This is a genomic window from Klebsiella sp. D-Nf1 (assembly GCF_002810515.1).
GTDB lineage: Bacteria > Pseudomonadota > Gammaproteobacteria > Enterobacterales > Enterobacteriaceae > Klebsiella > Klebsiella variicola.
Genome location: NZ_PIOK01000001.1, coordinates 539661 through 563049, shown reverse-complemented (window position 1 = coordinate 563049; position 23389 = coordinate 539661). Strand labels below are relative to the sequence as shown.

General features: G+C 58.9%; 21 protein-coding genes. 10 read left to right on the top strand and 11 right to left on the bottom strand.

The window, feature by feature from the left end:
• Position 1: 1 nt before the first annotated feature.
• The 4 genes from CWM54_RS02720 to CWM54_RS02705 all read left to right on the top strand — a co-directional run bounded on the left by CWM54_RS02720 (position 2) and on the right by CWM54_RS02705 (position 4721).
• Entirely contained in the window at positions 2-1180 is a 1179-nt protein-coding gene (locus CWM54_RS02720) for an ABC transporter substrate-binding protein (protein ID WP_100695875.1), read from the top strand.
• Positions 1153-2688, top strand: a complete 1536-nt coding sequence (locus tag CWM54_RS02715) for an ABC transporter permease subunit (protein WP_100695873.1) — start codon at positions 1153-1155, stop codon at positions 2686-2688. Before CWM54_RS02720 ends, CWM54_RS02715 begins: the two co-directional genes overlap by 28 nt.
• A complete protein-coding gene (locus CWM54_RS02710; protein ID WP_100679982.1) occupies positions 2688-3320 on the top strand; it encodes an ATP-binding cassette domain-containing protein in 633 nt (210 codons plus the stop codon). The genes CWM54_RS02715 and CWM54_RS02710 overlap by 1 nt, the downstream gene beginning before the upstream one ends.
• 93 nt (positions 3321-3413) lie before the next feature.
• The gene (locus tag CWM54_RS02705) at positions 3414-4721 is read left to right on the top strand and encodes a sulfurtransferase (RefSeq protein WP_100695871.1); all 1308 of its coding nucleotides are present in this window, start codon (positions 3414-3416) and stop codon (positions 4719-4721) included.
• 51 nt (positions 4722-4772) lie between these two features.
• Here the strand turns inward: CWM54_RS02705 and CWM54_RS02700 are convergent, their stop codons facing one another.
• Positions 4773-5396, bottom strand: a complete 624-nt coding sequence (locus tag CWM54_RS02700) for a CDP-alcohol phosphatidyltransferase family protein (protein WP_040975813.1) — start codon at positions 5394-5396, stop codon at positions 4773-4775.
• Between the two features lie 86 nt (positions 5397-5482).
• Here CWM54_RS02700 and CWM54_RS02695 point away from each other — a divergent pair, with 86 nt between their 5' ends.
• Together CWM54_RS02695 and gdhA are read left to right on the top strand one after the other, a co-directional pair.
• On the top strand, positions 5483-5893 hold the full coding sequence (locus CWM54_RS02695; RefSeq protein WP_100696884.1) for a pyrimidine (deoxy)nucleoside triphosphate diphosphatase: 411 nt from the start codon (positions 5483-5485) through the stop codon (positions 5891-5893).
• A gap of 182 nt (positions 5894-6075) precedes the next feature.
• On the top strand, positions 6076-7419 hold the full coding sequence (gene gdhA, locus CWM54_RS02690; RefSeq protein ID WP_004176526.1) for an NADP-specific glutamate dehydrogenase: 1344 nt from the start codon (positions 6076-6078) through the stop codon (positions 7417-7419).
• Positions 7420-7462: 43 nt separating this feature from the next.
• Here the strand turns inward: gdhA and CWM54_RS02685 are convergent, their stop codons facing one another.
• The 3 genes from CWM54_RS02685 to selD form a co-directional block, all read right to left on the bottom strand.
• Complete coding sequence (locus CWM54_RS02685; protein WP_100679980.1) at positions 7463-8443, bottom strand: NAD(P)H-quinone oxidoreductase; 981 nt, start codon at positions 8441-8443, stop codon at positions 7463-7465.
• Positions 8444-8614: 171 nt separating this feature from the next.
• Complete coding sequence (locus CWM54_RS29045) at positions 8615-10561, bottom strand: DNA topoisomerase III (protein WP_074386158.1); 1947 nt, start codon at positions 10559-10561, stop codon at positions 8615-8617.
• A 4-nt stretch (positions 10562-10565) separates the two neighbouring features.
• Positions 10566-11609, bottom strand: a complete 1044-nt coding sequence (selD, locus tag CWM54_RS02675; protein ID WP_012542093.1) for a selenide, water dikinase SelD — start codon at positions 11607-11609, stop codon at positions 10566-10568.
• Positions 11610-11834: 225 nt separating this feature from the next.
• Between selD and phoC the strand changes: the two genes are divergently transcribed.
• Entirely contained in the window at positions 11835-12581 is a 747-nt protein-coding gene (gene phoC, locus CWM54_RS02670) for an acid phosphatase PhoC (RefSeq protein WP_100679979.1), read from the top strand.
• Positions 12582-12722: 141 nt separating this feature from the next.
• Here phoC and CWM54_RS02665 read toward each other — a convergent pair whose 3' ends face one another.
• Positions 12723-13274: an NAD(P)H nitroreductase gene (locus tag CWM54_RS02665; RefSeq protein WP_008807622.1), complete on the bottom strand. Its 552-nt coding sequence runs from the start codon at positions 13272-13274 to the stop codon at positions 12723-12725.
• A 165-nt stretch (positions 13275-13439) separates the two neighbouring features.
• On the opposite strand from CWM54_RS02665, the gene sppA reads away from it, so the two are divergent.
• The 3 genes from sppA (at position 13440) to pncA (ending at position 17102) form a co-directional block, all read left to right on the top strand.
• Positions 13440-15293, top strand: coding sequence for a signal peptide peptidase SppA (gene sppA, locus CWM54_RS02660; RefSeq protein WP_061154944.1), 1854 nt, complete (start codon positions 13440-13442; stop codon positions 15291-15293).
• A 138-nt stretch (positions 15294-15431) separates the two neighbouring features.
• Positions 15432-16451, top strand: a complete 1020-nt coding sequence (gene ansA, locus CWM54_RS02655) for an asparaginase (RefSeq protein WP_061154945.1) — start codon at positions 15432-15434, stop codon at positions 16449-16451.
• A gap of 9 nt (positions 16452-16460) precedes the next feature.
• Positions 16461-17102 (top strand): bifunctional nicotinamidase/pyrazinamidase, encoded by a 642-nt coding sequence (gene pncA, locus CWM54_RS02650; protein ID WP_100695869.1) that lies wholly within the window; start codon positions 16461-16463, stop codon positions 17100-17102.
• 37 nt (positions 17103-17139) lie between these two features.
• On the opposite strand, the gene CWM54_RS02645 is transcribed toward pncA, so the two are convergent.
• The 6 genes from CWM54_RS02645 to CWM54_RS02620 all read right to left on the bottom strand — a co-directional run bounded on the left by CWM54_RS02645 (position 17140) and on the right by CWM54_RS02620 (position 23384).
• Entirely contained in the window at positions 17140-18498 is a 1359-nt protein-coding gene (locus CWM54_RS02645) for an MFS transporter (protein ID WP_100695867.1), read from the bottom strand.
• Positions 18499-18638: 140 nt separating this feature from the next.
• A complete protein-coding gene (locus CWM54_RS02640; RefSeq protein ID WP_100695865.1) occupies positions 18639-19397 on the bottom strand; it encodes a DeoR/GlpR family DNA-binding transcription regulator in 759 nt (252 codons plus the stop codon).
• A 137-nt stretch (positions 19398-19534) separates the two neighbouring features.
• Positions 19535-20518 carry an aldo/keto reductase gene (locus CWM54_RS02635; protein ID WP_100695863.1) on the bottom strand — a complete coding sequence of 328 codons (984 nt, stop codon included), beginning with the start codon at positions 20516-20518 and terminating at the stop codon, positions 19535-19537.
• Between the two features lie 9 nt (positions 20519-20527).
• Positions 20528-21475, bottom strand: a complete 948-nt coding sequence (locus CWM54_RS02630) for a sugar kinase (protein ID WP_100695861.1) — start codon at positions 21473-21475, stop codon at positions 20528-20530.
• Between the two features lie 4 nt (positions 21476-21479).
• Positions 21480-22316 carry a ketose-bisphosphate aldolase gene (locus tag CWM54_RS02625; RefSeq protein WP_100695859.1) on the bottom strand — a complete coding sequence of 279 codons (837 nt, stop codon included), beginning with the start codon at positions 22314-22316 and terminating at the stop codon, positions 21480-21482.
• A 24-nt stretch (positions 22317-22340) separates the two neighbouring features.
• Positions 22341-23384: an NAD(P)-dependent alcohol dehydrogenase gene (locus CWM54_RS02620; protein ID WP_100695857.1), complete on the bottom strand. Its 1044-nt coding sequence runs from the start codon at positions 23382-23384 to the stop codon at positions 22341-22343.
• Between the last annotated feature and the right edge of the window lie 5 nt (positions 23385-23389).

Genomic DNA, 23389 nt, shown 5'->3' with positions numbered 1-23389 from the left:
GATGCGCCGTTTGCGTGATTACAGCCTCTGTCTGTGCCTGCTGCTGCTCTGGCCGCTGGCGGTTAATGCCGACGACAGCTGGCGACAGATCCAGACGGATGCCCGCGGGCAGACCGTCTGGTTTAATGCCTGGGGCGGCGACCCGGCCGTCAACCGCTATCTGGCGTGGGTCAGCGAGGAGGTCAAACGCCACTACGCGATCGACCTGCGTATTGTCCCCATCGCCGACGCCGCCGACGCAGTGAAACGTATCCAGAGCGAGGCACAGGCTGGCCGTCAGCGGGGCGGATCAATAGATTTGCTGTGGATCAACGGCGAAAACTTTCGCACGCTTAAGCAGGCCAACCTGCTGCTTACCGGCTGGGCAGGAACGCTGCCCAACTGGCGCTACGTCGATCTGCAAAAACCAGTTCGGGAAGATTTTTCTGTCGCCACCGACGGTGCCGAGTCGCCGTGGGGCAGCGCCCAGCTGACGTTTATCGCCCGCCGCGGGCAAACCCCGCAGCCGCCCACCAGCCCACAGGCGCTGCTGGCCTTCGCCAGAGCCCATCCCGGCAGCGTGACCTATCCGCGGCCGCCGGACTTCACTGGCACCGCCCTGCTGGAGCAACTGTTGATTGCCCTCACCGACCAGCCAGCCGCCCTGCGCCAGCCGCCGCAGGCGGCGACCTTCGCGGCGGTCACGGCCCCGCTGTGGCGCTATCTTGATGAGCTACACCCGGCCCTGTGGCGGGCGGGCAAGGATTTCCCGGCGTCGCCGGCCCGCATGGATGCCATGCTCAACAATGGCACCCTCCGCTTATCGCTCACGTTTAACCCGCTGCACGCCCGGCAGAAAGCCGCCAGCGGCGAATTACCGACGGACAGCTACAGCTTCGGCTTCACCGCGGGGACCCTCGGCAACGTCCATTTCGTTACCATCCCGGCTAACGCCCGCGCCGTCGCTGGCGCCAAAGTGGTGGCGAATTTCCTGCTCTCGCCTGAAGCGCAGCTGCGCAAGGCCGATGCCGCCGTCTGGGGCGATCCGAGCGTACTGGATCCACAGCGTCTGCCTGACGGCCAGCGCCAGGCGCTGGCGGCTACCGTGCCGCAGGATCTGCCGCCGGTGCTCGCCGAGCCGCATGCGGCGTGGGTTGACGCGCTGGAGCAGGAATGGCTGCGTCGCTACGGTACCCACTGATCCTGCTGGCCTGGGGGGCGATGACGGCGACCTATCTGCCGTTGCTCCCCGCCGCCGGGGAACTGGTGGGCGCTGCGCGTTCCCCGGCCCACTGGCGGGCGCTGTTCGCCGACCCGCAGCTGGGTCAGGCGCTGGCCGCCACGCTCGTTTCGACGCTGCTGTCCGTCGGCGGCGCGCTGCTGATCGCCCTGACCGTCGTCGCGGCCCTCTGGCCCTCGGTCCGCTGGCGGCGGCTGGCTTCCCGTCTGCCGCTGCTGCTGGCGGTACCCCATCTTGCCCTGGCGACGGCGGCGCTGCTGCTGTTCGCCGAAGGGGGTTGGATCTGGCAGTGGCTGCCGCTTCTGACGCCGCCGGTTGACCGGTATGGCATCGGACTTGGCCTGACGATGGCCTTGAAAGAGAGTGCCTTTGTGCTGTGGGTGATCTATGGCCTGCTGGGGGAGAAACGCCTCGCCGACCAGGCGACAGCGCTGAAGAGCCTCGGCTACGGCCGCTGGCAGTGTCTGCGCTGGCTGGTGCTACCCGCGCTGCTGCCCGCCCTCGGCATGGTGCTGCTGGCCACCACCGCCTGGAGTCTGTCGGCGGTCGATGTCGCCCTGGTGCTGGGGCCCGGCAATCCGCCCACTCTCGCCGTGCTGGCGTGGCAGTGGTTAAGCCAGGGCGATGACCTGCAGCAGGCCAAAGGGGCGCTGGCCAGCCTGCTGCTGATGGCGGTTCTTGGCGGACTGGCGCTGCTGGCATGGGGGGGTTGGCGTCTACAGCGCCAGTATCAGCCCGATCTGCACGGTGTTCGTCATCCTCATCCTCATGCCCTGCCCGGCCGCCTGCTGGCGACGCTGCTGCCGCTGAGCGGTCTGCTGGGCGCCCTGTTGCTGGCGGGGCTGGCGCGATCGGCGCCGCCGCAGATGGATGCCCTGGGCAACAGCCTTGGCCTGGCGCTGACGGCCTGCGCCCTCGGCGCGGCTGTCTGCCTGCTGTGGCTGGCCTGTGGTCCGGCACGAGGGGATGGCTGGGTCTGGCTACCGCTGGTCCTGCCGGCCCTGCCGCTGGCCGCTGGCCAGTACCGGCTGGCGCTGTATGCCTGGCTTGATGGCGAATGGTGGACCGTCCTGTGGGGCCATCTGCTGTGGGTGGTGCCATGGATGTTGTTTATTTTGCGCCCGGCCTGGCGACAACGCGACCCGCGGATGGCGATTATCGCCCGCACGCTCGGCTGGGGGCCCATGCGTATTTTCTGGCTGCTGACCCTGCCCTCGCTGACCCGCCCGCTGCTGACCGCGCTGGCGGTGGGCTTTTCCGTGAGCATCGCGCAGTATCTGCCGACGCTATGGCTGGGGGCTGGCCGAATTCCGACGCTCACCAGCCAGGCGGTGGCGCTCAGCAGCGGCGGCGAGGCGCAGACGCTCGCCGCCCAGGCGCTGTGGCAATTACTGCTGCCGGCGGTATGCTTTATGCTGACGGCCCTGCTGGCCTGGCTGGCAGGCCGCTATCGACGAGGACTTCGCTAGTGCTAACCGTAAACCATCTGACCCTGAGCGTGAAACGTCAGCCGCTGCTGCGGGAGGTCGCCTTTTCGGTAGCCCCGGGTGAGGTGCTGACGCTGATGGGCCCTTCCGGCAGCGGAAAATCGACGCTGTTTGCCTGGATGATTGGCGCCCTGGACGGCGATTTCCGCGCCGTGGGCGAGCTGTGGCTCAATGGACGGCGCTGCGATACGCTGCCGACGGAGCATCGACGCATCGGCATCCTGTTTCAGGACCCATTACTGTTCGACCATTTCAGCGTCGGGCAAAATTTACAGCTGGCGCTGCCGGAGAGCGTGCGCGGCGAGGCGCGAAAAGCCGCGGTGGAGCAAGCGCTCAGCCGCGCCGGGCTGCATGGCTTCGCCCCACGCGATCCGGCCACGCTCTCCGGGGGACAGCGGGCGCGGGTGAGCCTGCTGCGCGCGCTGCTGGCGCGCCCCGAGGCGCTGCTGCTCGATGAGCCCTTCAGCCGCCTGGATGTCCCTCTGCGCGCCGCGTTCCGCCGCTGGGTCTTCGAGGAACTGGCCCGCCAGGCCATTCCGGCAATCCTCGTCACCCACGATCGCGGGGACGGTCCGCCGACAGGGCGCTGCCTGGCGATGGAGACCTGGCAATGAAGAGCAATAGCGTACAAACCTGCGTTGCCGCAAAGAAATCGGCGCCTGGCGAGCGGAGAATACGCCCTCTACTTTTTACCGTCGGGCATTTCGATGAAACGTGTTTCTCAATTGACCGCACTCGCCCTGCTCATGGGGCTTGCTGCTTCCACCACCTGCGCCGCTGAAACCATGCCAGCGCTCACCTTATCTCATCTGCAACAGCAGCACGGCGTGGCCATCGATACCCGGCTGAGCGCTTATTACAACGGCTGGCCGCAGCGCGCCAACGGCCCCGAAGGTCATGAGCCGCAGGCCCTGAATCTTTCCGCCCGCTGGCTCGGCGCCATGAGCGACGATCAGCTCCGCGCCTGGGCTAAGCAGCACCAGCTCCAGCCGGATACCCCCGTCGCGCTGTACGGCAGTCCGGAGGATAACGCCAGCGTGGCGGCACGGCTGAAACAAGCGGGCTTCACCCGGCTCAGCACGCTGAGCGATGCCCTGAGTCAGACTGACCGTCTGCAAAAGCTGCCGCACTTTGAACAGCTGGTCTACCCGCAGTGGCTGCACGACTTGCAGCAGGGAAAAAGCGTAGCCGCCGCCCCGGCCGGCGACTGGAAAGTGTTTGAAGCCGCGTGGGGAGCGCCGAAACTCTATCTGCTGAGCCATATCCCTGGCGCGGGCTATATCGATACCAATGAGGTGGAAAGCGAGCCGCTGTGGAACAAAGTGTCAGATGCACAGCTGAAGGCGATGCTGGCAAAGCACGGCATCCGGCATGACACCACGGTGATCCTCTACGGTCGCGACGTCTACGCCGCAGCGCGGGTGGCGCAGATCATGCTGTATGCCGGGGTCAAAGACGTGCGCCTGCTTGACGGCGGCTGGCAGACCTGGTCCGACGCCGGGCTGCCGGTCGAGCGCGGCATGCCGCCGACGCAGCAACCGGCGCCAGACTTCGGCGCGCCGATCCCCGGCCAGCCGCAGCTGATGCTGGATACCGAACAAGCCCGCGGGCTGCTGCATCGTCAGGACGCCTCGCTGGTTAGCGTCCGCTCGTGGCCGGAGTTTATCGGCACCACCAGCGGCTACAGCTATATCAAGCCGAAGGGTGACATCGCTGGCGCCCGCTGGGGCCACGCCGGGAGCGACTCCACGCACATGGAGGATTTCCATAACCCGGACGGCACCATGCGCAGCGCCGACGATATCGCTGCCCTCTGGCGCCAGTGGAACATCCTGCCGAGCCAGCAAGTGGCGTTCTATTGCGGGACCGGCTGGCGGGCCTCGGAAACCTTTATGTATGCCCGCGCCATGGGCTGGCCGCACGTCGCGGTGTACGACGGCGGCTGGTACGAATGGAGCAGCAACCCGCACAATCCGGTCGCCCGCGGAGAGCGTGGCCCGGAAAGCAGTCAGTAACTCGCCCCGCCTCAGCGCGTCGCCCTTTGTCGGCGACGCGCGATACCCCGTTTACGCTGTGGTCGTCACCCGCTTTAAGGTCTGGTAGCCACTGCAGATGCGCGTCGCCGTCGTCAGCCAGCACAGCGCGCCAAACAGCCACGCCAGCCAGGCGAAATGCGCCGGAAACAGGCAGCCGAGGACAAACAACAGGATGGTCTCCGTCCCCTCCGTCAGGCCCCCAAGATAGTACAGCGATTTATGGGCGTAGCCGGGATTGGCGATCTGATGCCTGGCCGCCAGTGCGGCAAAGGCGAGAAAGCTGCTGCCGGTGCCGATAAAGGCAAACAGCAGCCAGGCCCCCGCCAGGGCATTGTTCAGCGGATCTGCCAGAATAAAGCCGAACGGCACCAGGGCGTAGAAGAGAAAATCCAGTGCGATATCGAGAAAGCCCCCCGCGTCCGTGAGCCCGCGCCGCCGCGCCAGAGCGCCGTCCAGACCATCCAGCAGGCGGTTGAGGAGAATAGCGACCAGCGCCGCGCTATACCACCCCAGTGCCAGAAATGGCAGAGCCAGCACACCGATGGCAAAACCGAGCAGCGTCAGCCCGTCCGGTGAAATACCCGGGCGGTCAAGCGCGCCGGCGACAGCGTTAAGCAGGGGTTTGAGGCGCGGATGCAGGTGGCTATCAAGCACGGAGGTCTCCAGCAGGGTTGGCGGTTGTCAGTCAAGGTCTATGGCGGTGATAATAGGCCAGATTCGTCCTATTAACGTTGATGCTTATGCTAAAAATGATTGATGTTGTCGCGGCCATTATTGAACAGGATGGCAAGATTTTGCTGGCGCAGCGTCCACCCCACGCCGACCAGCCGGGGATGTGGGAGTTCGCTGGCGGCAAAGTGGAGCCTGGTGAAAGCCAGCCGCAGGCGCTGGCCCGCGAGCTACAGGAGGAGATGGGCATCATCGCCCACCCGACATGCTATATCGCCAGCCATCAGCGGGAAGTCTCCGGTCGCCAGATCCATTTGCACGCCTGGTGGGTGCCGCACTTTCAGGGCATACCGCTGGCCCACTATCATAGTCAGCTGCGCTGGTGCCTTCCCACAGAAGCGCTGGCCCTCGATCTCGCCCCGGCCGATATCCCTCTACTGCACGCCTTTATTGCCCAGCGTCCCACCCTTTCCGTCCGCTGATCCGCCCGCCGCCTCGTCATCGCTTTTAGTTATGACGGGCGGCCAATTATAAATTTTGTTGTCGGCTTAATTTTTCCTTGCTTGCCTAAGGATTAGCGGTGTTATAGTCGGAAAATCGGTTTTTTCAAGGACCGAATCATAATAAATACATGCAACCACAACCATAAGGGGACCTTATATCTATGGATCAGACGTGCACTCTGGAAGGCTTTCTCACCCGCGTTCAACAGCGCGATCCTCATCAAACCGAATTTGCTCAAGCCGTCCGGGAGGTGATGACCACCCTGTGGCCTTTCCTTGAGGAAAATCCGCGCTATCGTCAGCTTGCTTTGCTGGAACGTCTGGTGGAACCGGAGCGCGTGATCCAGTTCCGCGTAGTGTGGGTTGATGACCGCAATCAGGTCCAGGTCAACCGCGCATGGCGTGTGCAGTTCAACTCGGCCATCGGCCCGTATAAAGGCGGGATGCGTTTCCACCCGTCGGTTAACCTGTCGATTCTCAAATTCCTTGGCTTCGAGCAGACCTTCAAAAACGCCCTGACCACCCTGCCGATGGGCGGTGGGAAAGGCGGCAGCGATTTCGATCCTAAAGGCAAGAGCGATGGCGAAGTGATGCGCTTCTGCCAGGCGCTGATGACCGAGCTCTATCGCCACCTTGGCCCGGATACCGACGTACCGGCGGGCGATATCGGCGTCGGCGGCCGCGAGGTCGGCTTTATGGCCGGGATGATGCGCAAGCTCTCCAACAACAGCGCCTGCGTCTTCACCGGTAAAGGCCTCTCCTTTGGCGGCAGCCTGATCCGTCCGGAAGCCACCGGTTACGGTCTGATCTACTTCACCGAAGCGATGCTCAAACGTCACGGCCTCGGCTTCGAAGGCGCTCGCGTGGCGGTTTCCGGCTCCGGCAACGTCGCGCAATACGCCATTGAGAAAGCGATGGAGCTTGGCGCGCGGGTGGTCACGGCCTCCGACTCCAACGGCACCGTCGTTGACGAAGCGGGCTTCACCAAAGAAAAACTGGCCCGCCTGATCGACATTAAAGAGCGTGCCCATGGCCGCGTGGCCGACTACGCCCGCGAATTTGGCCTCACCTATCTTGAAGGCCAGCAGCCGTGGTCAGTGCCGGTGGATATCGCCCTGCCTTGCGCGACCCAGAATGAACTGGACGTCGATGCCGCCCGCCAGCTGATTGCCAATGGCGTCAAGGCCGTGGCGGAAGGCGCCAACATGCCGACCACCATCGCCGCAACCGACCTGTTCCTGGAAGCTGGCGTGCTGTTTGCCCCGGGCAAAGCGGCCAACGCCGGCGGCGTGGCGACTTCCGGTCTGGAGATGGCGCAGAACGCCGCGCGCATGGGCTGGAAAGCGGAAAAAGTGGATGCCCGTCTGCATCACATCATGCTGGATATCCACCACGCTTGCGTGCAGTACGGCGGCGAAGCGAAGCAGACCAACTACGTGCGCGGCGCGAATATCGCCGGTTTCGTGAAGGTCGCGGATGCCATGCTGGCCCAGGGCGTGATTTAACCTCCCCTGACTCCATCCCGGCGGCTGCCCGCCGGGATGCGTCTCACGACGTCATCGTGATCACCACTTTCCCCAGATGCTGACCACTGTCCAGACAGGCATGGGCCTCGGCAACCTCCGCCATCGGATAGCTGGCGTAGATCATCGGCTTGCATTTCCCTGCCTCAAGCAGCGGCCAGACGTGGCGCCGCAGCGCCTCGGCAATCTCCTGTTTCTCCGCCGCCGTCCGGCCGCGCATGGTTGAGCCGGTGACGGTGGCTCGCTTGAGCATCAGGGTCTGAATATCAACCTCATGAGCGATTCGTCCGCCCATAAAGCCGATGATCACCAGCCGTCCATCCTTTTTCAGTAGCCCAAGGTTGCGGTTAAAGTAAGGGCCGCCAACGATATCCAGAATGACATCCACGCCTTCATCATAGGTCAGCTGGCCGATTTTCTCCGCAAAATCATCGGTTTTGTAGTTAATCGCCGTAGCATAGGGACGGAGGGCAGCGATTTTTTCGTCCTGGCCGACGGTGGCATAGACGGTCATCCCCAGCGCGTGGCACAGCAGGACCGCGGTGGTGCCAATCCCGCTGGCGCCGCCGTGGATCAGGATGCTTTCGCCAGGCTGCAGCTTACCCAGCTGGAATACGTTCGCCCAGACGGTGAAGAACGTTTCCGGAATGGCGGCCGCTTCGGTAAAGCTCAGACCCGCCGGGATCGGCAGCGTCTGGCCTGCCGGCACGGCGCAGTATTCGGCATAGCCGCCACCGTTGGTTAGCGCACAAACGCGATCGCCGGGCGTAAACGCTGTGACCAGCGCGCCGACCTCAACGACTACGCCCGCCACCTCCAGGCCAGGTACGGGAGTGACGCCCGTGGGCATAGGGTACAGCCCCTGGCGCTGCAGGATATCCGGCCGGTTGACGCCGGCGGCCTTCACCGCAATGAGCACCTCATTCTCCCCAATAGCAGGGATTTCTCCTTCGCGGATCTGCAATACCTCCGGGCCGCCCGGTTGGCTAATAGCGATATATTTCACGGGTCCTCCTTATCGCCGGTGAGAGAAATGAGCAACAATATCGGGAAGCGCGAAGACGCATTCAGGGGGAAAAGTCGTCAAGCCCTGCCCGGCTGTTTAGTGTAGACCATTGACCTGGCTGGCGGAGAAGCGGTGGCCGCGGGGATTTACATCCTCGCGACCACCGGCGGGTTACTGCGGCGGCGGCGCAGCATCGTCTGCTGCTTTTTTCCCTTTCGGCTTGCCTTTACCTTTAGTGAACGATTTTTTCGCCCCGGCTGGCGCGGCCAGGCCGCGGAACTGACGCACTGGCGTGCTCCGCGCCTGATCGATCAGCTGGAACAGCGTCCCCACCAGCGGCTGCATAAAGTCCTGATAGCGGCACTGCTTTTCGCTGATCTGCGTCAGGACCGATTCCCAATGGGCGGTCATATCCGGGCGCGCGGCCATCTCCGGCAGGGAGTGAATCAGCGCCCGGCCAGCGTCCGATGAGTGGATATAACGCCCCTTTTTGGTCAGGAAACCACGCTTGAACAGCAGCTCGATAATCCCGGCGCGGGTCGCTTCTGTGCCGAGACCGTCGGTGGCGCGGAGGATCTTCTTCAGATCTTTATCCTGCACGAAACGGGCAATCCCGGTCATCGCCGACAGCAGCGTGGCGTCGGTAAAGTGGCGCGGCGGCTGCGTCTGACGCTCCACCACTTCGCCCTTCTCACACAGCAGTTCATCGTCTTTGGCCACCACCGGCAGCGGCGTGCCGTCGTTCTCTTCATCGCGCTCTTTGCTGCCCAGCAGCGTCCGCCAGCCAGCCTCTGCCAGAAAACGCGCCTTGGCGACAAACTTGCCGTTGGCGATCTCGAGGTCAATCTGGCATTTGCGGAACACCGCGTCCGGGCAGAACTGCATCAGATACTGCCGGGCGATCAGGTGGTAAACCTTCGCTTCGTTATCGGTGAGCTTGACCTGGCTGCTGCGGGCGGTCGGGATAATCGCATGGTGCGCATCGACCTTTTTATCATCCCAGCAGCGGTTGCGGATCTCCGGATCCATCACTGGCTGCGGCAGCAGGTCCGCCGCATGGACAGCAATCGCATTCAGCACCGCATGGCGGCCGGCGAAGTGCTCTTCCGGCAGGTAGCGGCTGTCCGAACGCGGGTAGGTAATGAGCTTATGGGTTTCGTACAGCTTCTGGCAGATATCCAGCACGTTCTGCGCGCTGAAGCCGAAACGTTTGGCCGCCTCAATCTGCAGCGCCGACAGCGAGAACGGCAGCGGTGCGGGTTCGGAATCGCGCTTATCGTTATAGGCGGTCACCAGCGCCGGCTGGCCTTCGATACGTTTAACCACGTGCTCGGCCAGCGGACGATGCAGCAGACGCCCTTCTTCATCCTGGTAAGGTTCGCAGGCTTCGCTCGGCACCCAGGTGGCGACAAAGCGCTCTTCCTGCGGCGTGACGATATGCGCCTTCACGTCGAAGAAATCTTTGGCGACGAAGTTTTCAATCTCTTCATCGCGGCGTACCACCAGGCCAAGTACCGGGGTCTGCACCCGCCCTACGGAGAGCACCCCCTGATAGCCGGCGTTACGCCCCAGCAGGGTGTAGGCCCGGGTCATATTGATGCCGTACAGCCAGTCGGCGCGCGCCCGCGCCAGCGCCGACACGCAGAGCGGCACGAACTCGCTGTTGGCGCGCAGGCGGTTGATCGCCCGCTCCACCGCCTGCGGATTGAGATCGTTAATCAGACAGCGCTGCACCTGCTGACGCTTCTCCGGCGCCAGCTGCAGGTAATCGAGCACTTCGTCTACCAGCAACTGCCCTTCTCTGTCCGGGTCGCCGGCATGGATAACTTGCTCGGCGTCGCCGAGCAAGCGCTTGATCACATTGAGCTGTTTGGTGACCGAGGGTTTGGGCTGTAGCTGCCATTTCTCCGGCACAATCGGCAGGTCGGTGAGATTCCAGCGGGCATAGCGGCTGTCATAGACGTCCGGCTGCGCCTGTTCCAGCAGGTGGCCGATACACCAGGTGACCACCTGCCCGTTGCCGCACTCAATATAGCCATCGCCTTTGCGGTGCGGTTTAGGCAACACATCGGCGATAGCCCGACCGAGACTCGGTTTTTCTGCAATAAACAACCGCATCGAATCAACGGATCTCGATCATGGGTCGTCCGCCGCGGGCGGTGACCAGCTCGCCGATGGCGGCCAGCTTAATGCCGAACTCCGCCGCGGCCGCCTGTACTTCCGCCTCCGCTTCCGGGGTTACCGCCAGCAGCAGGCCGCCAGAGGTCTGCGGATCGCACAGCAGGTCACGCCACTCCGCCGGCATCTCGCCCATCAGATGGCCGTAGCTGGCAAAGTTGCGCCCGGTGCCGCCCGGCACCGCGCCGGCGGCAATATAGCCTTCCACCCCCGGCAGTTTTGGGATATCGGCATAGCGCAGTTGCGCCTGCACGCCGGCCCCGCGGCACACCTCGCTGAGATGGCCGAGCAGGCCAAAGCCGGTGACGTCGGTCATCGCCTTCACTCCGTCGATGGCGGCAAACGCGGCGCCGGCGAGGTTCATCTGGCACATGGTTTCCGTCGCCAGTCCCTGATGCTCTGGCTTGAGCAGCGATTTTTTCTCCGCGGTGGTCAGCACACCGATCCCCAGCGGTTTGGTGAGATACAGTTTGCAGCCCGCCTGCGCAGTGCTGTTTTTCTTGATGCGCTCGGTGGGCACCACGCCGGTGACCGCCAGACCGAAGATCGGCTCCGGAGCGTCAATGGAATGGCCGCCCGCCAGCGCGATCCCGGCCTGCTGGCAGGCAAAGCGCCCGCCCTCCACCACTTCACGGGCAATTTCCGGCGCCAGGGTGTTGATCGGCCAGCCAAGGATGGCAATCGCCATAATCGGTTTCCCGCCCATGGCGAAAATATCGCTGATGGCGTTGGTGGCGGCGATGCGGCCAAAGTCGAACGGATTATCGACAATCGGCATAAAGAAATCGGTGGTGCTAACGATTGACGTGCCGTTACCAAGATCATAGACGGCGGCATCGTCGCTGGTTTCGTTGCCGACAAGCAGGTTCGGATCGACAAACTTCGCCTGCTCGCTATGCAGGATGGTTTCCAGCACCTTCGGGGAAATTTTACAACCACAACCGGCTCCGTGGCTGTATTGCGTTAAACGAATGGCTTGCTCGCTCATGGACATCTCCTGTCATTGCAATCCCGCTATGTTAGCGCCCAAACGCCAGGGTGGTAAGTACGACAGTCTGAAATCGCGTATGGTTGCTCATTAAGCAGACAAAAAGCCGTTTTTGCGAGATGCGACAATTTTTTCCCGACCATTTTCACTTTTACTTAAAGATGACAGAAATGTGACAACACAGGACTGTCTTCTCTGGACTGATTATGACGTAAGGAAATTCTAATGAAAAAGCGTGTTCTTGCCCTTTGCCTGGCCAGTTTCTTCTCCGTTAACGCCTTTGCTCTGGTTCCCGCCGGGAACGATGTCACCACCAAGCCCGATCTCTACTATCTGACCAATGCCCAGGCCATCGACAGCCTGGCGCTGTTGCCACCGCCGCCGGCGGTGGGCAGTATCGCGTTCTTAAACGATCAGGCGATGTATGAGCAGGGGCGTCTGCTGCGCAATACCGAGCGCGGGAAGCTGGCGGCAGAGGATGCCAACCTCAGCGCGGGCGGCGTGGCCAATGCCTTCTCCAGCGCCTTTGGTTCCCCAATCACCGAGAAAGACGCGCCTCAGCTCCACAAACTGCTGACCAATATGATTGAAGACGCCGGCGATCTGGCGACCCGCGGCGCGAAAGAGAAATACATGCGCATTCGCCCGTTTGCGTTCTATGGCGTCTCCACCTGCAACACCACCGAGCAGGACAAGCTGTCGAAAAACGGCTCTTACCCGTCCGGGCATACCTCTATCGGCTGGGCCACCGCCCTGGTGCTGGCGGAGATCAACCCGCAGCGGCAAAATGAAATTTTGAAGCGCGGCTATGAGCTCGGCGAGAGCCGGGTGATCTGCGGCTATCACTGGCAGAGCGATGTCGATGCGGCGCGCATCGTCGGCTCCGCGGTGGTCGCTACGCTGCACACCAATCCGGCCTTCCAGCAGCAGTTGCAAAAAGCAAAGGATGAATTCGCGAAAAGGCAGAAGTAACTTCATCGCCGTTGCATTCCCGGAGGCGGCGCCTGGCGCGCCTTATCCGGGCTACCAAATCGCACAGCGCTGTAGCCCCGGTAAGCGGCAGCGCCACCGGGGATAAGTCGCCAGCCGCCACCCGGCATCACAAGCACCGACTCAGAATCGTGTCACAAACGGCGCGGTATCCGGCAGGGCAATGGTGGTTGAGGCTTTCAGCTGCGGCGTCCCCAGATAGAGGAAGCCGACAATTTTATCCTGCTCGCGGCACGCGAAGCCGGCCCGCACCACCGGGCTCTCGGTCAATGCTCCGCTGCGCCAGATGCCATTGAATCCCTGGGCCAGGGCCGCCATCTGCATCGCCATCACCGCGCAGCCAGCAGACATCTCCTGCTCCCAGCGCGGCACCTTCGGGTGGTCTTCACAGCGCGCGACTACGGTAATGATCAGCGGCGCGCGGAACGGCGCATTGCGGGCTTTCTCTATTCCCTTCTCATCCTGGCCGGCCTCTGTGGCCCCTTTTTCCAGCAGCTGGCTGAAGCGCTCGCGGCCGTCATCGGCGATAATAAAAAAGCGCCACGGCTGCAGGGTGCCATGATCCGGGGCGCGCAGCCCGGCACGCAGAATGTTTTCCAGCTGTTCGCCAGCCGGGGCAGGTTCCGCCAGGCGAGAAGCGCTCCGGCGATTAAGCAGTAGATCGAGAGCATCCATCTGTATAACTCCTGTGATGTCATTTTTCATAAAATTAACATGCACAAGGATTTTGTTACAGCGCGGTCGGTGATTCCTGCTGACAACCGACGGCTCACTCTTTAGGATAGCCAGACGCGGCGGCCCCTGCGGCCTGCCCTTTTTAGATAACGTTAGGGAGAAGACATGCGAACCCTTTGGCGACTGATTGCCAGCTTTTTTAAATGGACGTGGCGGATACTCAACTTTATTCGCAAACTGGCCCTCAATGCGATCTTCCTGGTGCTGGTGCTGGTGTGTATCGGCATCTGGAGCCAGTTCAGCAGCACCACCAGCGAACATGCCGCGCGCGGCGCGCTGCTGCTGGATATTACCGGCGTGGTGGTGGATAAACCGTCCGCCAGCAGCAAGCTCGGCGTAATTGGTCGCCAGCTGTTTGGCGCCAGCTCGGACCGTCTGCAGGAGAACTCTCTGTTCGATATCGTGCAGACCATTCGCCAGGCGAAAGATGACCGCAATATCACCGGTATTGTGCTGGATCTGAAAAACTTCGTCGGCGGCGATCAGCCGTCCATGCAGTACATCGGTAAAGCGCTGCGTGAGTTTCGCGACAGCGGCAAACCGGTCTATGCCGTCGGCAGCAGCTACAGCCAGGGCCAGTACTACCTGGCGAGCTTTGCCAACAAAATCTGGCTCTCACCGCAGGGCGAGGTTGACCTGCACGGCTTCGCCACCAATGGGCTGTACTACAAGTCGCTGCTGGATAAGCTGAAAGTCTCCACCCATGTCTTCCGCGTCGGCACCTATAAATCCGCCGTCGAGCCTTTCATTCGCGATGATATGTCCCCTGCCGCCCGCGAGGCGGACAGCCGCTGGATTGGCGAACTGTGGCAGAACTATCTCAACACCATTGCCGCCAACCGCCAGATCACCGCCCAGCAGCTCTTCCCGGGCGCCCAGGGCATTATCGATGGCCTGCGTAAAGTGGGCGGCGATACGGCAAAATATGCGCTGGACAATAAGCTGGTGGATGAGCTGGCGACCTCCACGGAAGTGGAAAAGGCGCTGACCAAACAGTTTGGCTGGAGCAAAACGGATAACAATTACCGGGCGATCAGCTATTACGACTACAACGTGAAGACACCGTCTGACGAAGGTTCCGCCATTGCGGTGATCTTTGCCAACGGCGCCATCATGGATGGCGAGGAGACCCCGGGCAACGTTGGTGGCGATACCACGGCGGCGCAAATTCGCGATGCGCGCCTCGACCCGAAAATTAAGGCCATCGTGCTGCGCGTTAACAGCCCGGGCGGCAGCGTGACCGCCTCAGAAATTATCCGTGAAGAGCTGGCGGCAGCCAAAGCCGCCGGTAAACCGGTAGTGGTCTCGATGGGCGGCATGGCGGCCTCTGGCGGCTACTGGATCTCCACCCCAGCGGATTACATCGTCGCTAATCCGAGCACCCTCACCGGCTCCATCGGCATCTTTGGCGTGATCAACACCGTGGAAAATACCCTCGGGTCGATTGGCGTCCACACCGACGGCGTCGCCACGTCGCCGCTGGCGGATGTCTCCAGTACCAAAGCGCTGCCGCCGGAAGTGCAGCAGCTGATGCAGTTGAGCATTGAGAATGGCTATCAGCGCTTTATCACCCTGGTGGCTAACGCCCGTAAGAGCACGCCGGAGAAAATCGACCAGATTGCCCAGGGCCACGTCTGGACCGGGGAAGATGCCAAAGCCAACGGCCTGGTCGACAGCCTCGGCGACTTCGACGATGCGGTGGCTAAAGCCGCCGAGCTGGCGAAGCTGAAAACCTGGCACCTCAACTACTATCAGGAAGAGCCGACCTTCTTCTCGATGGTGCTGGATAGCCTGACCGGCTCGGTACGCGCCTCGCTGCCGGCGGCCATTCAGGCCTGGCTGCCTGCACCGGTCGCCGCGGCGGCCGAGACGGTGAAAGCGGAGAGCGACAAGCTGGCGGCGTTTAACGACCCGCAGAACCGCTATGCCTTCTGCCTGACCTGCGCCAACATCCGTTAATACGCAGCGGCTGCCCCGTCTCCCGGGGCAGCCTTTTTCCCGCACCTGCCAGCGCCGCCACAAAGCGAGCGGCCAACACTGTATTTTTTCCTGCGTCTCTTTATACTGCGCCTGTCTACGACCAACCTAAGCGATGCTATGCAAAAAAAATCGATTTACGTTGCCTACACCGGTGGGACCATCGGTATGCAGCGCTCTGAACACGGCTATGTACCCGTTTCCGGCCATCTGCAGCGTCAGCTGGCGCTGATGCCTGAGTTCCATCGTCCGGAGATGCCGGACTTCACGATCCATGAATACCATCCGCTGATGGATTCATCCGATATGACCCCCGAGGACTGGCAGCACATCGCCGACGATATCCGCAGCCATTACGATGAGTATGATGGCTTTGTCATCCTCCATGGTACCGACACCATGGCGTTTACCGCTTCGGCGCTGTCGTTCATGCTGGAAAACCTTGGCAAGCCTGTCATTGTGACAGGGTCACAAATCCCGCTGGCCGAGCTGCGTTCTGATGGTCAGATTAACCTGCTCAACGCCCTCTACGTCGCCGCCAACTATCCGATTAACGAAGTGGCGCTGTTCTTCAACAATCGACTGTTTCGCGGCAACCGCACCACTAAAGCCCATGCCGACGGCTTCGACGCTTTCGCCTCGCCAAACCTCGCGCCGCTGCTGGAAGCCGGGATCCATATTCGCCGTCTCGGTACCCCGCCGGCGCCGCAGGGCAGCGGGGAGCTTATCGTGCACCCCATCACCCCGCAGCCGATTGGCGTGGTGACGATTTACCCCGGCATCTCCGCCGACGTGGTGCGCAATTTCCTGCGCCAGCCGGTGAAAGCCCTGATCCTCCGCTCCTATGGCGTCGGCAATGCCCCACAGAATGGCGAGTTTATTCAGGTGCTGGCGGAAGCCAGCCAGCGCGGTATCGTGGTGGTCAATCTGACGCAGTGCATGTCCGGGAAAGTGAACATGGGCGGCTATGCCACCGGCAACGCCCTCGCCCAGGCGGGGGTCATCAGTGGTTTCGATATGACGGTGGAAGCGACGCTGACCAAGCTACACTATCTGCTTAGCCAGCAGCTGGATGTTGACGCCATTCGCGCGGCGATGCAGCAAAATCTGCGTGGCGAACTCACCCCCGACGAGGCTTAAGGAGGACGTATGGCACATCGAGCACTGTTACTGGTTGATTTGCAGAACGACTTTTGCGCCGGCGGCGCGCTGGCGGTTCCTGAAGGCGACAGTACCGTTGAGGTGGCTAATGCGCTTATCGACTGGAGCCTGGCGCGCGGCGAGCCGATCGTCGCCAGCCAGGACTGGCACCCGGCGGATCATGGCAGCTTTGCCAGCCAGCACCAGGTGGCATCCTACACCCAGGGCGAACTCGATGGCCTGGCGCAGACCTTCTGGCCGGATCACTGCGTGCAGTACAGCGAAGGCGCGGCGCTGCATCCGCTGCTCAAACAGCAGGCGATCAACGCCGTGTTCCACAAAGGGCAAAACCGGGTCATTGACAGCTACAGCGCTTTTTTTGACAACGGTCACCGGCAGAAAACTGAACTGGACGGCTGGCTGCGCGGCCAGGGCATCGTGGAACTGACCGTGCTCGGCCTCGCCACCGATTACTGCGTCAAATTCACCGTGCTGGATGCCCTGGCGCTGGGCTATACGGTCAATGTCATCATCGACGGCTGTCGCGGCGTTAACCTGCAGCCGCAGGACAGCAGCCAGGCGTTTATGGAGATGGCCGCCGCGGGCGCCACGCTGTATACCCTCGATGACTGGCGGGAATCTCACGCGTAACCTTTGCCGACAGGCATTCTCCCTGTCGGCGCATTTTTCAGGCCAGCGTTGAAATCTCCTCCAGCGAAATCTTGCGCGTTTCGATGCCAAAGCAGAACAGGATTAGCGCGCAGAGCACCAGCATTACCCCGAGCACCATAAAAACCGTAATCGCCCCGTAGCGGGTCAACAGGACCGCGACACCGTAGGGGGTAAAGACGGCGACAATCCGCCCTACCGCGTTGACAAAGCCTGAACCGCGCAACCGGAGATGCGTTGGCCACAACTCAGGCACGTACACCGCCGAGGCAAAGCAGACGTACATATACAGGAAAAAAATCATCACCAGGCCATAGCTTAAGATGGCCCACTCTGCGGTTTGAATCGAATAGACGTAGCCGAGAACCGCAATAATAATCAGCAACGATGAGCCAAACAATCGCCGCGGAAAACGGTCGATAATCAGTGCGGCAATAAATATACCCACTGGCGCGCCAATCATAATAATCGCGGTCATCAAGATTGACTTTGTCACGTCGATCCCCGAATTAACAAAAATTGTCGGGATCCACACCGTAATAGTATAGAGCGAAATGTTCATCGCGATGAGCACCGTAATTGCCACCAGCGTTCGCCGCAGCATGTGGCCTTTAAACAACAACCAGAAAGAGCCGCTTTCCACACCCACCTCCGCCGTATGTTCCGCGCTTTGCCAGGCCGGTAAGATGATGTTTTTCTCTTTCTCGATTTGCGACTCTACCTGCTGGAGATGCTTTTCAGCCGCGCTTCGCTGCCCTTTACCCGCCAGCCAGCGCGGAGACTCAATAAAATATCTTCCCGACAGATACCAGGCAAGCAGCATAGCCACGCCGCCGAGCAGAAACATTATCCGCCAGCTTAAAAAAGCAATCACCACTATGCCAATTACCGCCGATAGCATGGGCGACCAGTTACCGACAAAAGAGAGCCGGGCGGACCATTTTCCGCGCACTGCGGGTGGAATAAACTCGGTAAATGAAGCATAACCTATCATTATCAACGCCCCCATTCCGCAGCCCATCAGACAGCGGCAAAAGATAAGCCAGTACATGTTGGGCGCAAAGGTTGCCGCACAGGCCGAAATCCCGACGATCAGCAAATTCAGGCGAAATGCCTTACGTCGCCCGAGATAATCGCCTATAAAACCGCCGGTTAGCGAACCTATAAAATAGCCAAACTTCAGCGCTGAGGTAAATGCCGCATTGAGGTAATTATTTGACCAGCCGTTGCTGACTAACTTTGCCAGTACCACATTGCCAGAATAGCTGAGAAAACCGGTGATTAATAAACTAAAACTGATGATGCCAAAAATACGAAAATGAAATCGCGATAAAGGTAAGCGGTCTAATCTTGCGCCGATAGGGTCACATTGTTCCATCTGGATGCCTCAATTTCAGCTAAAATATAAAATATGGCGACAGCGGCAGAGTCACTTTTGCCGCGCCATCCATCATCATTAAATTTTATGGCATTACCCAGGTGCAAACTAAAATAATATTAATCTGAACAGCAATAAAGTTAATAAACAAGTTGTATATTATTCTCTTTACAAAATGCTATCCATTCCGCACCTGGCGCCTTATTGGTTATAAGGTAATTAATATGGCTAAAATCCACCAACTGGACAAAAGCTTTACGATCGAACTTAGAGTGATCGACCAACAGCGCCACTTCCGTCGCCTGGCGAATCATCGTTTTCTTGATTTCCGCTTCTGCTTCGTTGGAGTCAAGCGCTCCGTTCTTCATATCCAGCCCTTTACAGCTCATTACCATAATATCAACGTGATAACGGCTGATAATTTCCTTAGTAATTCTTCCCTGCAGCGACAGCGTATTTTTATTCAGCTCACCGCCGGTAGAAACAACGTTAATTTCCGACTGCGCCAGCTCGTGAAAGGCTTCCGCCGAGTTGGTTAACAGCGTGAGATCGTTTCTTTCCTTCAGCAGTTTTAATAACTCCATCGCCGTACTGCTGGAATCAGCAGCCATAGTGGTTTTATTCTTAATAAATGGTAATGCATTACGGGCAATAGTCTGCTTCTCTTCAAAGAAAGACTTTGCGCGTTTATAAAAATGAATGTTATCGGATAATGCGGTGGTGTTTAATACCGCACCGCCATACGTACGGGTCAGAAAACCTTCATCTTCGAGCTTTTCAAGATCGCGGCGAATAGTTTCCTCCGTGACCTGAAAAATTGAGCTTAAATGAGAAACCACCACTTTCTTATCATTAGCCACCATTTGCTTGATGGACTGAATCCTGTCTTTTGCCGCCACGATAATACCTCTGTTTCCTGCAACGTAATAATAAGACCGTAGTATCTCACAGGCTATGTTTATTTTCAAAAGAACCTGTCTGAATCACAGATTTTAATACTCTATTACACAGAAACAGAGGCCAGGCCGTTCTCCCGTTACTTCGTATCCAGCGCTACTGCCATTTCACGCATTAATAGTGAATCCTCATCAGTCAAGGCGATAGTTAATGCATCAATATTCTCGCGAACTTGCGCTGGTGACGTTGCGCCACTCAGCAAGGTGATTAAGTCGCTCTGCTTTAAAATCCACGCCAGCGCCAGCGCGGGGATCGTGCAGTGGTATTTTGCACACAGCGGCCGCCACTCCTCGAGCATATCAATCACCCGCAGCATATTTTCCCGCTGGAACCAGACTTTGTTAGCTCGCGCGCCGCCGGGAACATAATCCCGGCCGATAGTGCCAGTCAACAGCCCCTGCTCAAGCGGTGAATAGACCTGCACAATGATGCCATTCTGCTGGCATAACGGCAGCAGTTCACCTTCCAGCGCCCGGTCAAGGATGCTGTACTTGGCCTGGATGATATCCAGCTCACCGTGTTTGAGATACTCTCTGATATGCCCGGCATCGACGTTCGCCGCACCGATAGAACGAATTTTCCCCTCTTTTTTCAGTGCGTTCAGCGCATCTACGGTTTCCGCAATCGGCGTAAAACAGGGCTCTACGGACTGCCAGTGGGTCATATAGATATCAATGGTGTCGATACTCAGCCTTTGCAGGCTGGCTTCCACCTCTTCGCGAATCGACTCGGGCGTGAGATTTTTGTACAGCTGACGATCGCCAACTTTGTTAAACAGGCTGCCCGTCCGCTCCCAAACGATGCCACATTTGGTTTCGACAACGATATCGTTACGCGGCAGCTTTTTCAGCGCCTGCCCGACAATCACTTCACTGTTGCCAAAGTTGTATCCCGGCGCGGTATCAATCAGATTAATGCCGCAGCGATGCGCCTCGACAATGGTATCGATGCAAACCTGCAAATCGAGATCGCCGTTCCATGCCGGACCGCCGCCAATAGCCCATGTCCCTAATCCCATGCGGGAAAGTTTAATATCCGTACTGCCTAAAGGAATCATTTTCATCTGCCGCTATTACCCTTCGTATTCGTCGAGAAGTTGTTCAACCAGCTTTCTGTTTTTCACGCCCGTTGTGGCGCCCACGCTCAGTACCGATATTGCGGCCGTTGCGTTAGCAAACAACGCGCACTCGCGCAGCGGCTTGCCTTCAAGCAGCGCGGAGATAAATCCCGAGGCAAAATTATCCCCCGCGCCGATGGTGTCGATGGCAGTAATTCCCGACACCGCAGGGACCTCCATTTTCATATCGGCACGCTTGATAAAGCAGCCTCTCTTGCCGGTCTTGATCACTACCGTTTTCACGCCGCAGCCGAGGAAGCTGTCGGCAATTTCATCCAGCGTCTCTTTCCCGGTGAGAAGTCTCGCCTCTTCAAAGTTGGGAAACAGATAATCCACGTAGCTCAGCGCATGGCGAATATCTTCCAGCGTTTCGTTAAGGCGGGGCTTAATCATATCGGCGCAAATAATTAACCGATGCGCTTTCGCCTGCGTAAAAATCTCCGTTAACGCTTTGCCATCGAGCAGCGGGCTATTAAAAATACTCGCCAGCGACAGCACCTTTGCCTGCGAGAAGCGGTCTAAATCAACATCGTTAATATTTAGTTTCCACAGGCTGCCGTTACGATTGGTGACAAAAGTGCGTTCACCATCGGCGGTGACTAAACCCACATTAATGGAAGTATCAATATCAGCATCCTGCTTCAGGCTCTGAATATCAATATTCTCCCGCCGACAGTGTTCGACAATAAAATGTCCTGGCGCGTCATCGCCCACGCGGCTAATTAACGCCGTGCGATGACCGAGACGAGAAATAATTGTCGCTTCATTAATCGCATCCCCTCCCGTGGTCATGGCAATGCGTTCTAATGGGTAAGAGTCAACATCAAAGATATTTTTACTCACCGGTTGAAGGGGAATATCAACAATAGCTGCCCCGATACAAATAACCTTGATATTCTCCATATTGTCATTCCGCTTTACCGTCAGAGCCAAACAGTTTGATTTTCTCCAGAGCGCGCACTTTAACCGCTTTGCGGACCTCGCGCTCAACGTGCAGGAAAGGCTGATTCTGATTCTCCTGCACCGCCGCCATTGCCGCCTGACACAGTTCGGTATGGATATTGATTTTCGAAATGCCTAATGAAATAGCTTTTTTGATATCCGCATCGCTAATACCGGACGCGCCGTGCAGCACCAGCGGAACGGATACCGCCTCGCGTACGCGTTTAACCACCTCAAAATTCAGTTTGGGTTCTGAGGTATAAACCCCATGCTGGTTACCAATTGCCACCGCCAAAGAATCGCAGCCGGTACGCTCGACAAATTCCGCCGCCTGGCTCGGGTCGGTATAGTGGTAGCCCGCCAGCGCTTCTTCATAAACCGTTTCATTCCCCACGTGCCCCAGCTCCGCTTCAACCGGAATGCCCAGCGGGTGGAAGAAGTCTACCGCTTCTTTAGTCAGGCGAATATTTTCTTCGAAATCAAAGGCGGAGGCATCGCGCATCAGCGAATTCATACCATGGACCCAGGCGTTGTGGATAATCTCCATGCTACGCCCGTGATCCCAATGGGTAATAACCGGTATAGAGGCTTTTTTAGCCATCGACACCATCATATGCGAAAAATCTTCAAACGAGGTATTACCCACAAAACCGGTACCGAAAGAGATAATTACCGGCGATTTAGACTCTTCTGCCGCATCAATGACCCCCATTAACATTTCCGCATTCCAAACATTAAAGTGGGCAATCGCGTAATGTTTATTCTGGGCATCGTTTTCCCAATATTTAATATCGGCCAGCATGGTTGTTTCTCCCTTTTCAATAAATTAATGGTTAACTTTAATAACGCCTTTGATAATTTCGCGTTTGTTGTTAACAGACTCGTCAAACGCGCGCTGAACATCTTCATAATCATAAATATGCGTCACCATCGACTTGACATCGAAACGCCCGGAGGAAATGGCTTCAATGGTGACCGGATAGCGGTTGGCATAGCGGAAAACGGTCTGAATTGAGACTTCACGGTTAATTTTTAGAAAATTAATCGCCGAATCTCCGGGAACTGTACCAACGATCATGATTTTCCCGCCGCGCATCACCAGATACGGAGCCTGCTTCACGGTGATCGCCGAGCCTGCCGTTTCAAAAACAATGTCTGCCCCGATATCGCCGGAGAACTGCTGGCAGCGGGCGACGGTGTCCTCTTTCGCACCGTTGATGACGGTCGTCGCCCCAAGCTTCCCGGCCATGGCCAGACGCTTTTCCAGAACATCGACAACGGCGATGTCGGTTGCCCCTAAACACTTACAGGCTTGCAGGGTCATTAAGCCAATACAGCCGGCCCCCAGGATGACGATTTTCTTGCCAGGCTTCACGTCAGCCAGCATTGCGGCATGCATCCCTACCGCCGCAGGCTCTACCAGCGCGCCTTCCATGGTGCCCATGTTATCGGGTAGCTTGTAAGTGAAGCTTTCCGGATGGCATAGATAGTGGGTTAGCGCGCCGCGATAGTTAGGCTGCGTGGCCATAAAGTCGACATCAGGGCAGATGTTGTATTTCCCCTCCAGACAGTAGCGGCAGTGGCCGCACGGCACGCCGGGTTCAATGTTCACCCGGTCGCCCGGTTTAAATTTACTGACGCGACTTCCCACCGCCACCACCGTACCGGCACATTCATGCCCGAGACCAATTTCCTGGTTTGGGTCTTTCGGCGGAATAAAAGGGCCCGATTCAAACCCGTGAACATCTGAACCGCAAATACCAACGTATTCAACTTTGATCAGCACTTCATGCTCTTTGGGTACCGGGATATCGGCGGCAATAATTTTCATCGCACCCGGGGTTTTTAATATCGCTTTTGAATTTTTCATTTTAT

Excerpts from the sequence above, each read along its gene's own strand:
- CWM54_RS02665 (WP_008807622.1), bottom strand. The coding sequence starts at position 13,274 with ATGGATGCTCTCGATCTACTGCTTAATCGCCGGAGCGCTTCTCGCCTG.
- CWM54_RS02715 (WP_100695873.1), top strand. The coding sequence starts at position 1,153 with ATGGCTGCGTCGCTACGGTACCCACTGATCCTGCTGGCCTGGGGGGCG.
- gdhA (WP_004176526.1), top strand. The coding sequence starts at position 6,076 with ATGGATCAGACGTGCACTCTGGAAGGCTTTCTCACCCGCGTTCAACAG.
- CWM54_RS02625 (WP_100695859.1), bottom strand. The coding sequence starts at position 22,316 with ATGCTGGCCGATATTAAATATTGGGAAAACGATGCCCAGAATAAACAT.
- CWM54_RS29045 (WP_074386158.1), bottom strand. The coding sequence starts at position 10,561 with ATGCGGTTGTTTATTGCAGAAAAACCGAGTCTCGGTCGGGCTATCGCC.
- CWM54_RS02620 (WP_100695857.1), bottom strand. The coding sequence starts at position 23,384 with ATGAAAAATTCAAAAGCGATATTAAAAACCCCGGGTGCGATGAAAATT.
- CWM54_RS02630 (WP_100695861.1), bottom strand. The coding sequence starts at position 21,475 with ATGGAGAATATCAAGGTTATTTGTATCGGGGCAGCTATTGTTGATATT.
- phoC (WP_100679979.1), top strand. The coding sequence starts at position 11,835 with ATGAAAAAGCGTGTTCTTGCCCTTTGCCTGGCCAGTTTCTTCTCCGTT.
- pncA (WP_100695869.1), top strand. The coding sequence starts at position 16,461 with ATGGCACATCGAGCACTGTTACTGGTTGATTTGCAGAACGACTTTTGC.
- CWM54_RS02705 (WP_100695871.1), top strand. The coding sequence starts at position 3,414 with ATGAAACGTGTTTCTCAATTGACCGCACTCGCCCTGCTCATGGGGCTT.
- CWM54_RS02720 (WP_100695875.1), top strand. The coding sequence starts at position 2 with ATGCGCCGTTTGCGTGATTACAGCCTCTGTCTGTGCCTGCTGCTGCTC.
- CWM54_RS02695 (WP_100696884.1), top strand. The coding sequence starts at position 5,483 with ATGCTAAAAATGATTGATGTTGTCGCGGCCATTATTGAACAGGATGGC.
- selD (WP_012542093.1), bottom strand. The coding sequence starts at position 11,609 with ATGAGCGAGCAAGCCATTCGTTTAACGCAATACAGCCACGGAGCCGGT.
- CWM54_RS02635 (WP_100695863.1), bottom strand. The coding sequence starts at position 20,518 with ATGAAAATGATTCCTTTAGGCAGTACGGATATTAAACTTTCCCGCATG.
- ansA (WP_061154945.1), top strand. The coding sequence starts at position 15,432 with ATGCAAAAAAAATCGATTTACGTTGCCTACACCGGTGGGACCATCGGT.
- sppA (WP_061154944.1), top strand. The coding sequence starts at position 13,440 with ATGCGAACCCTTTGGCGACTGATTGCCAGCTTTTTTAAATGGACGTGG.
- CWM54_RS02645 (WP_100695867.1), bottom strand. The coding sequence starts at position 18,498 with ATGGAACAATGTGACCCTATCGGCGCAAGATTAGACCGCTTACCTTTA.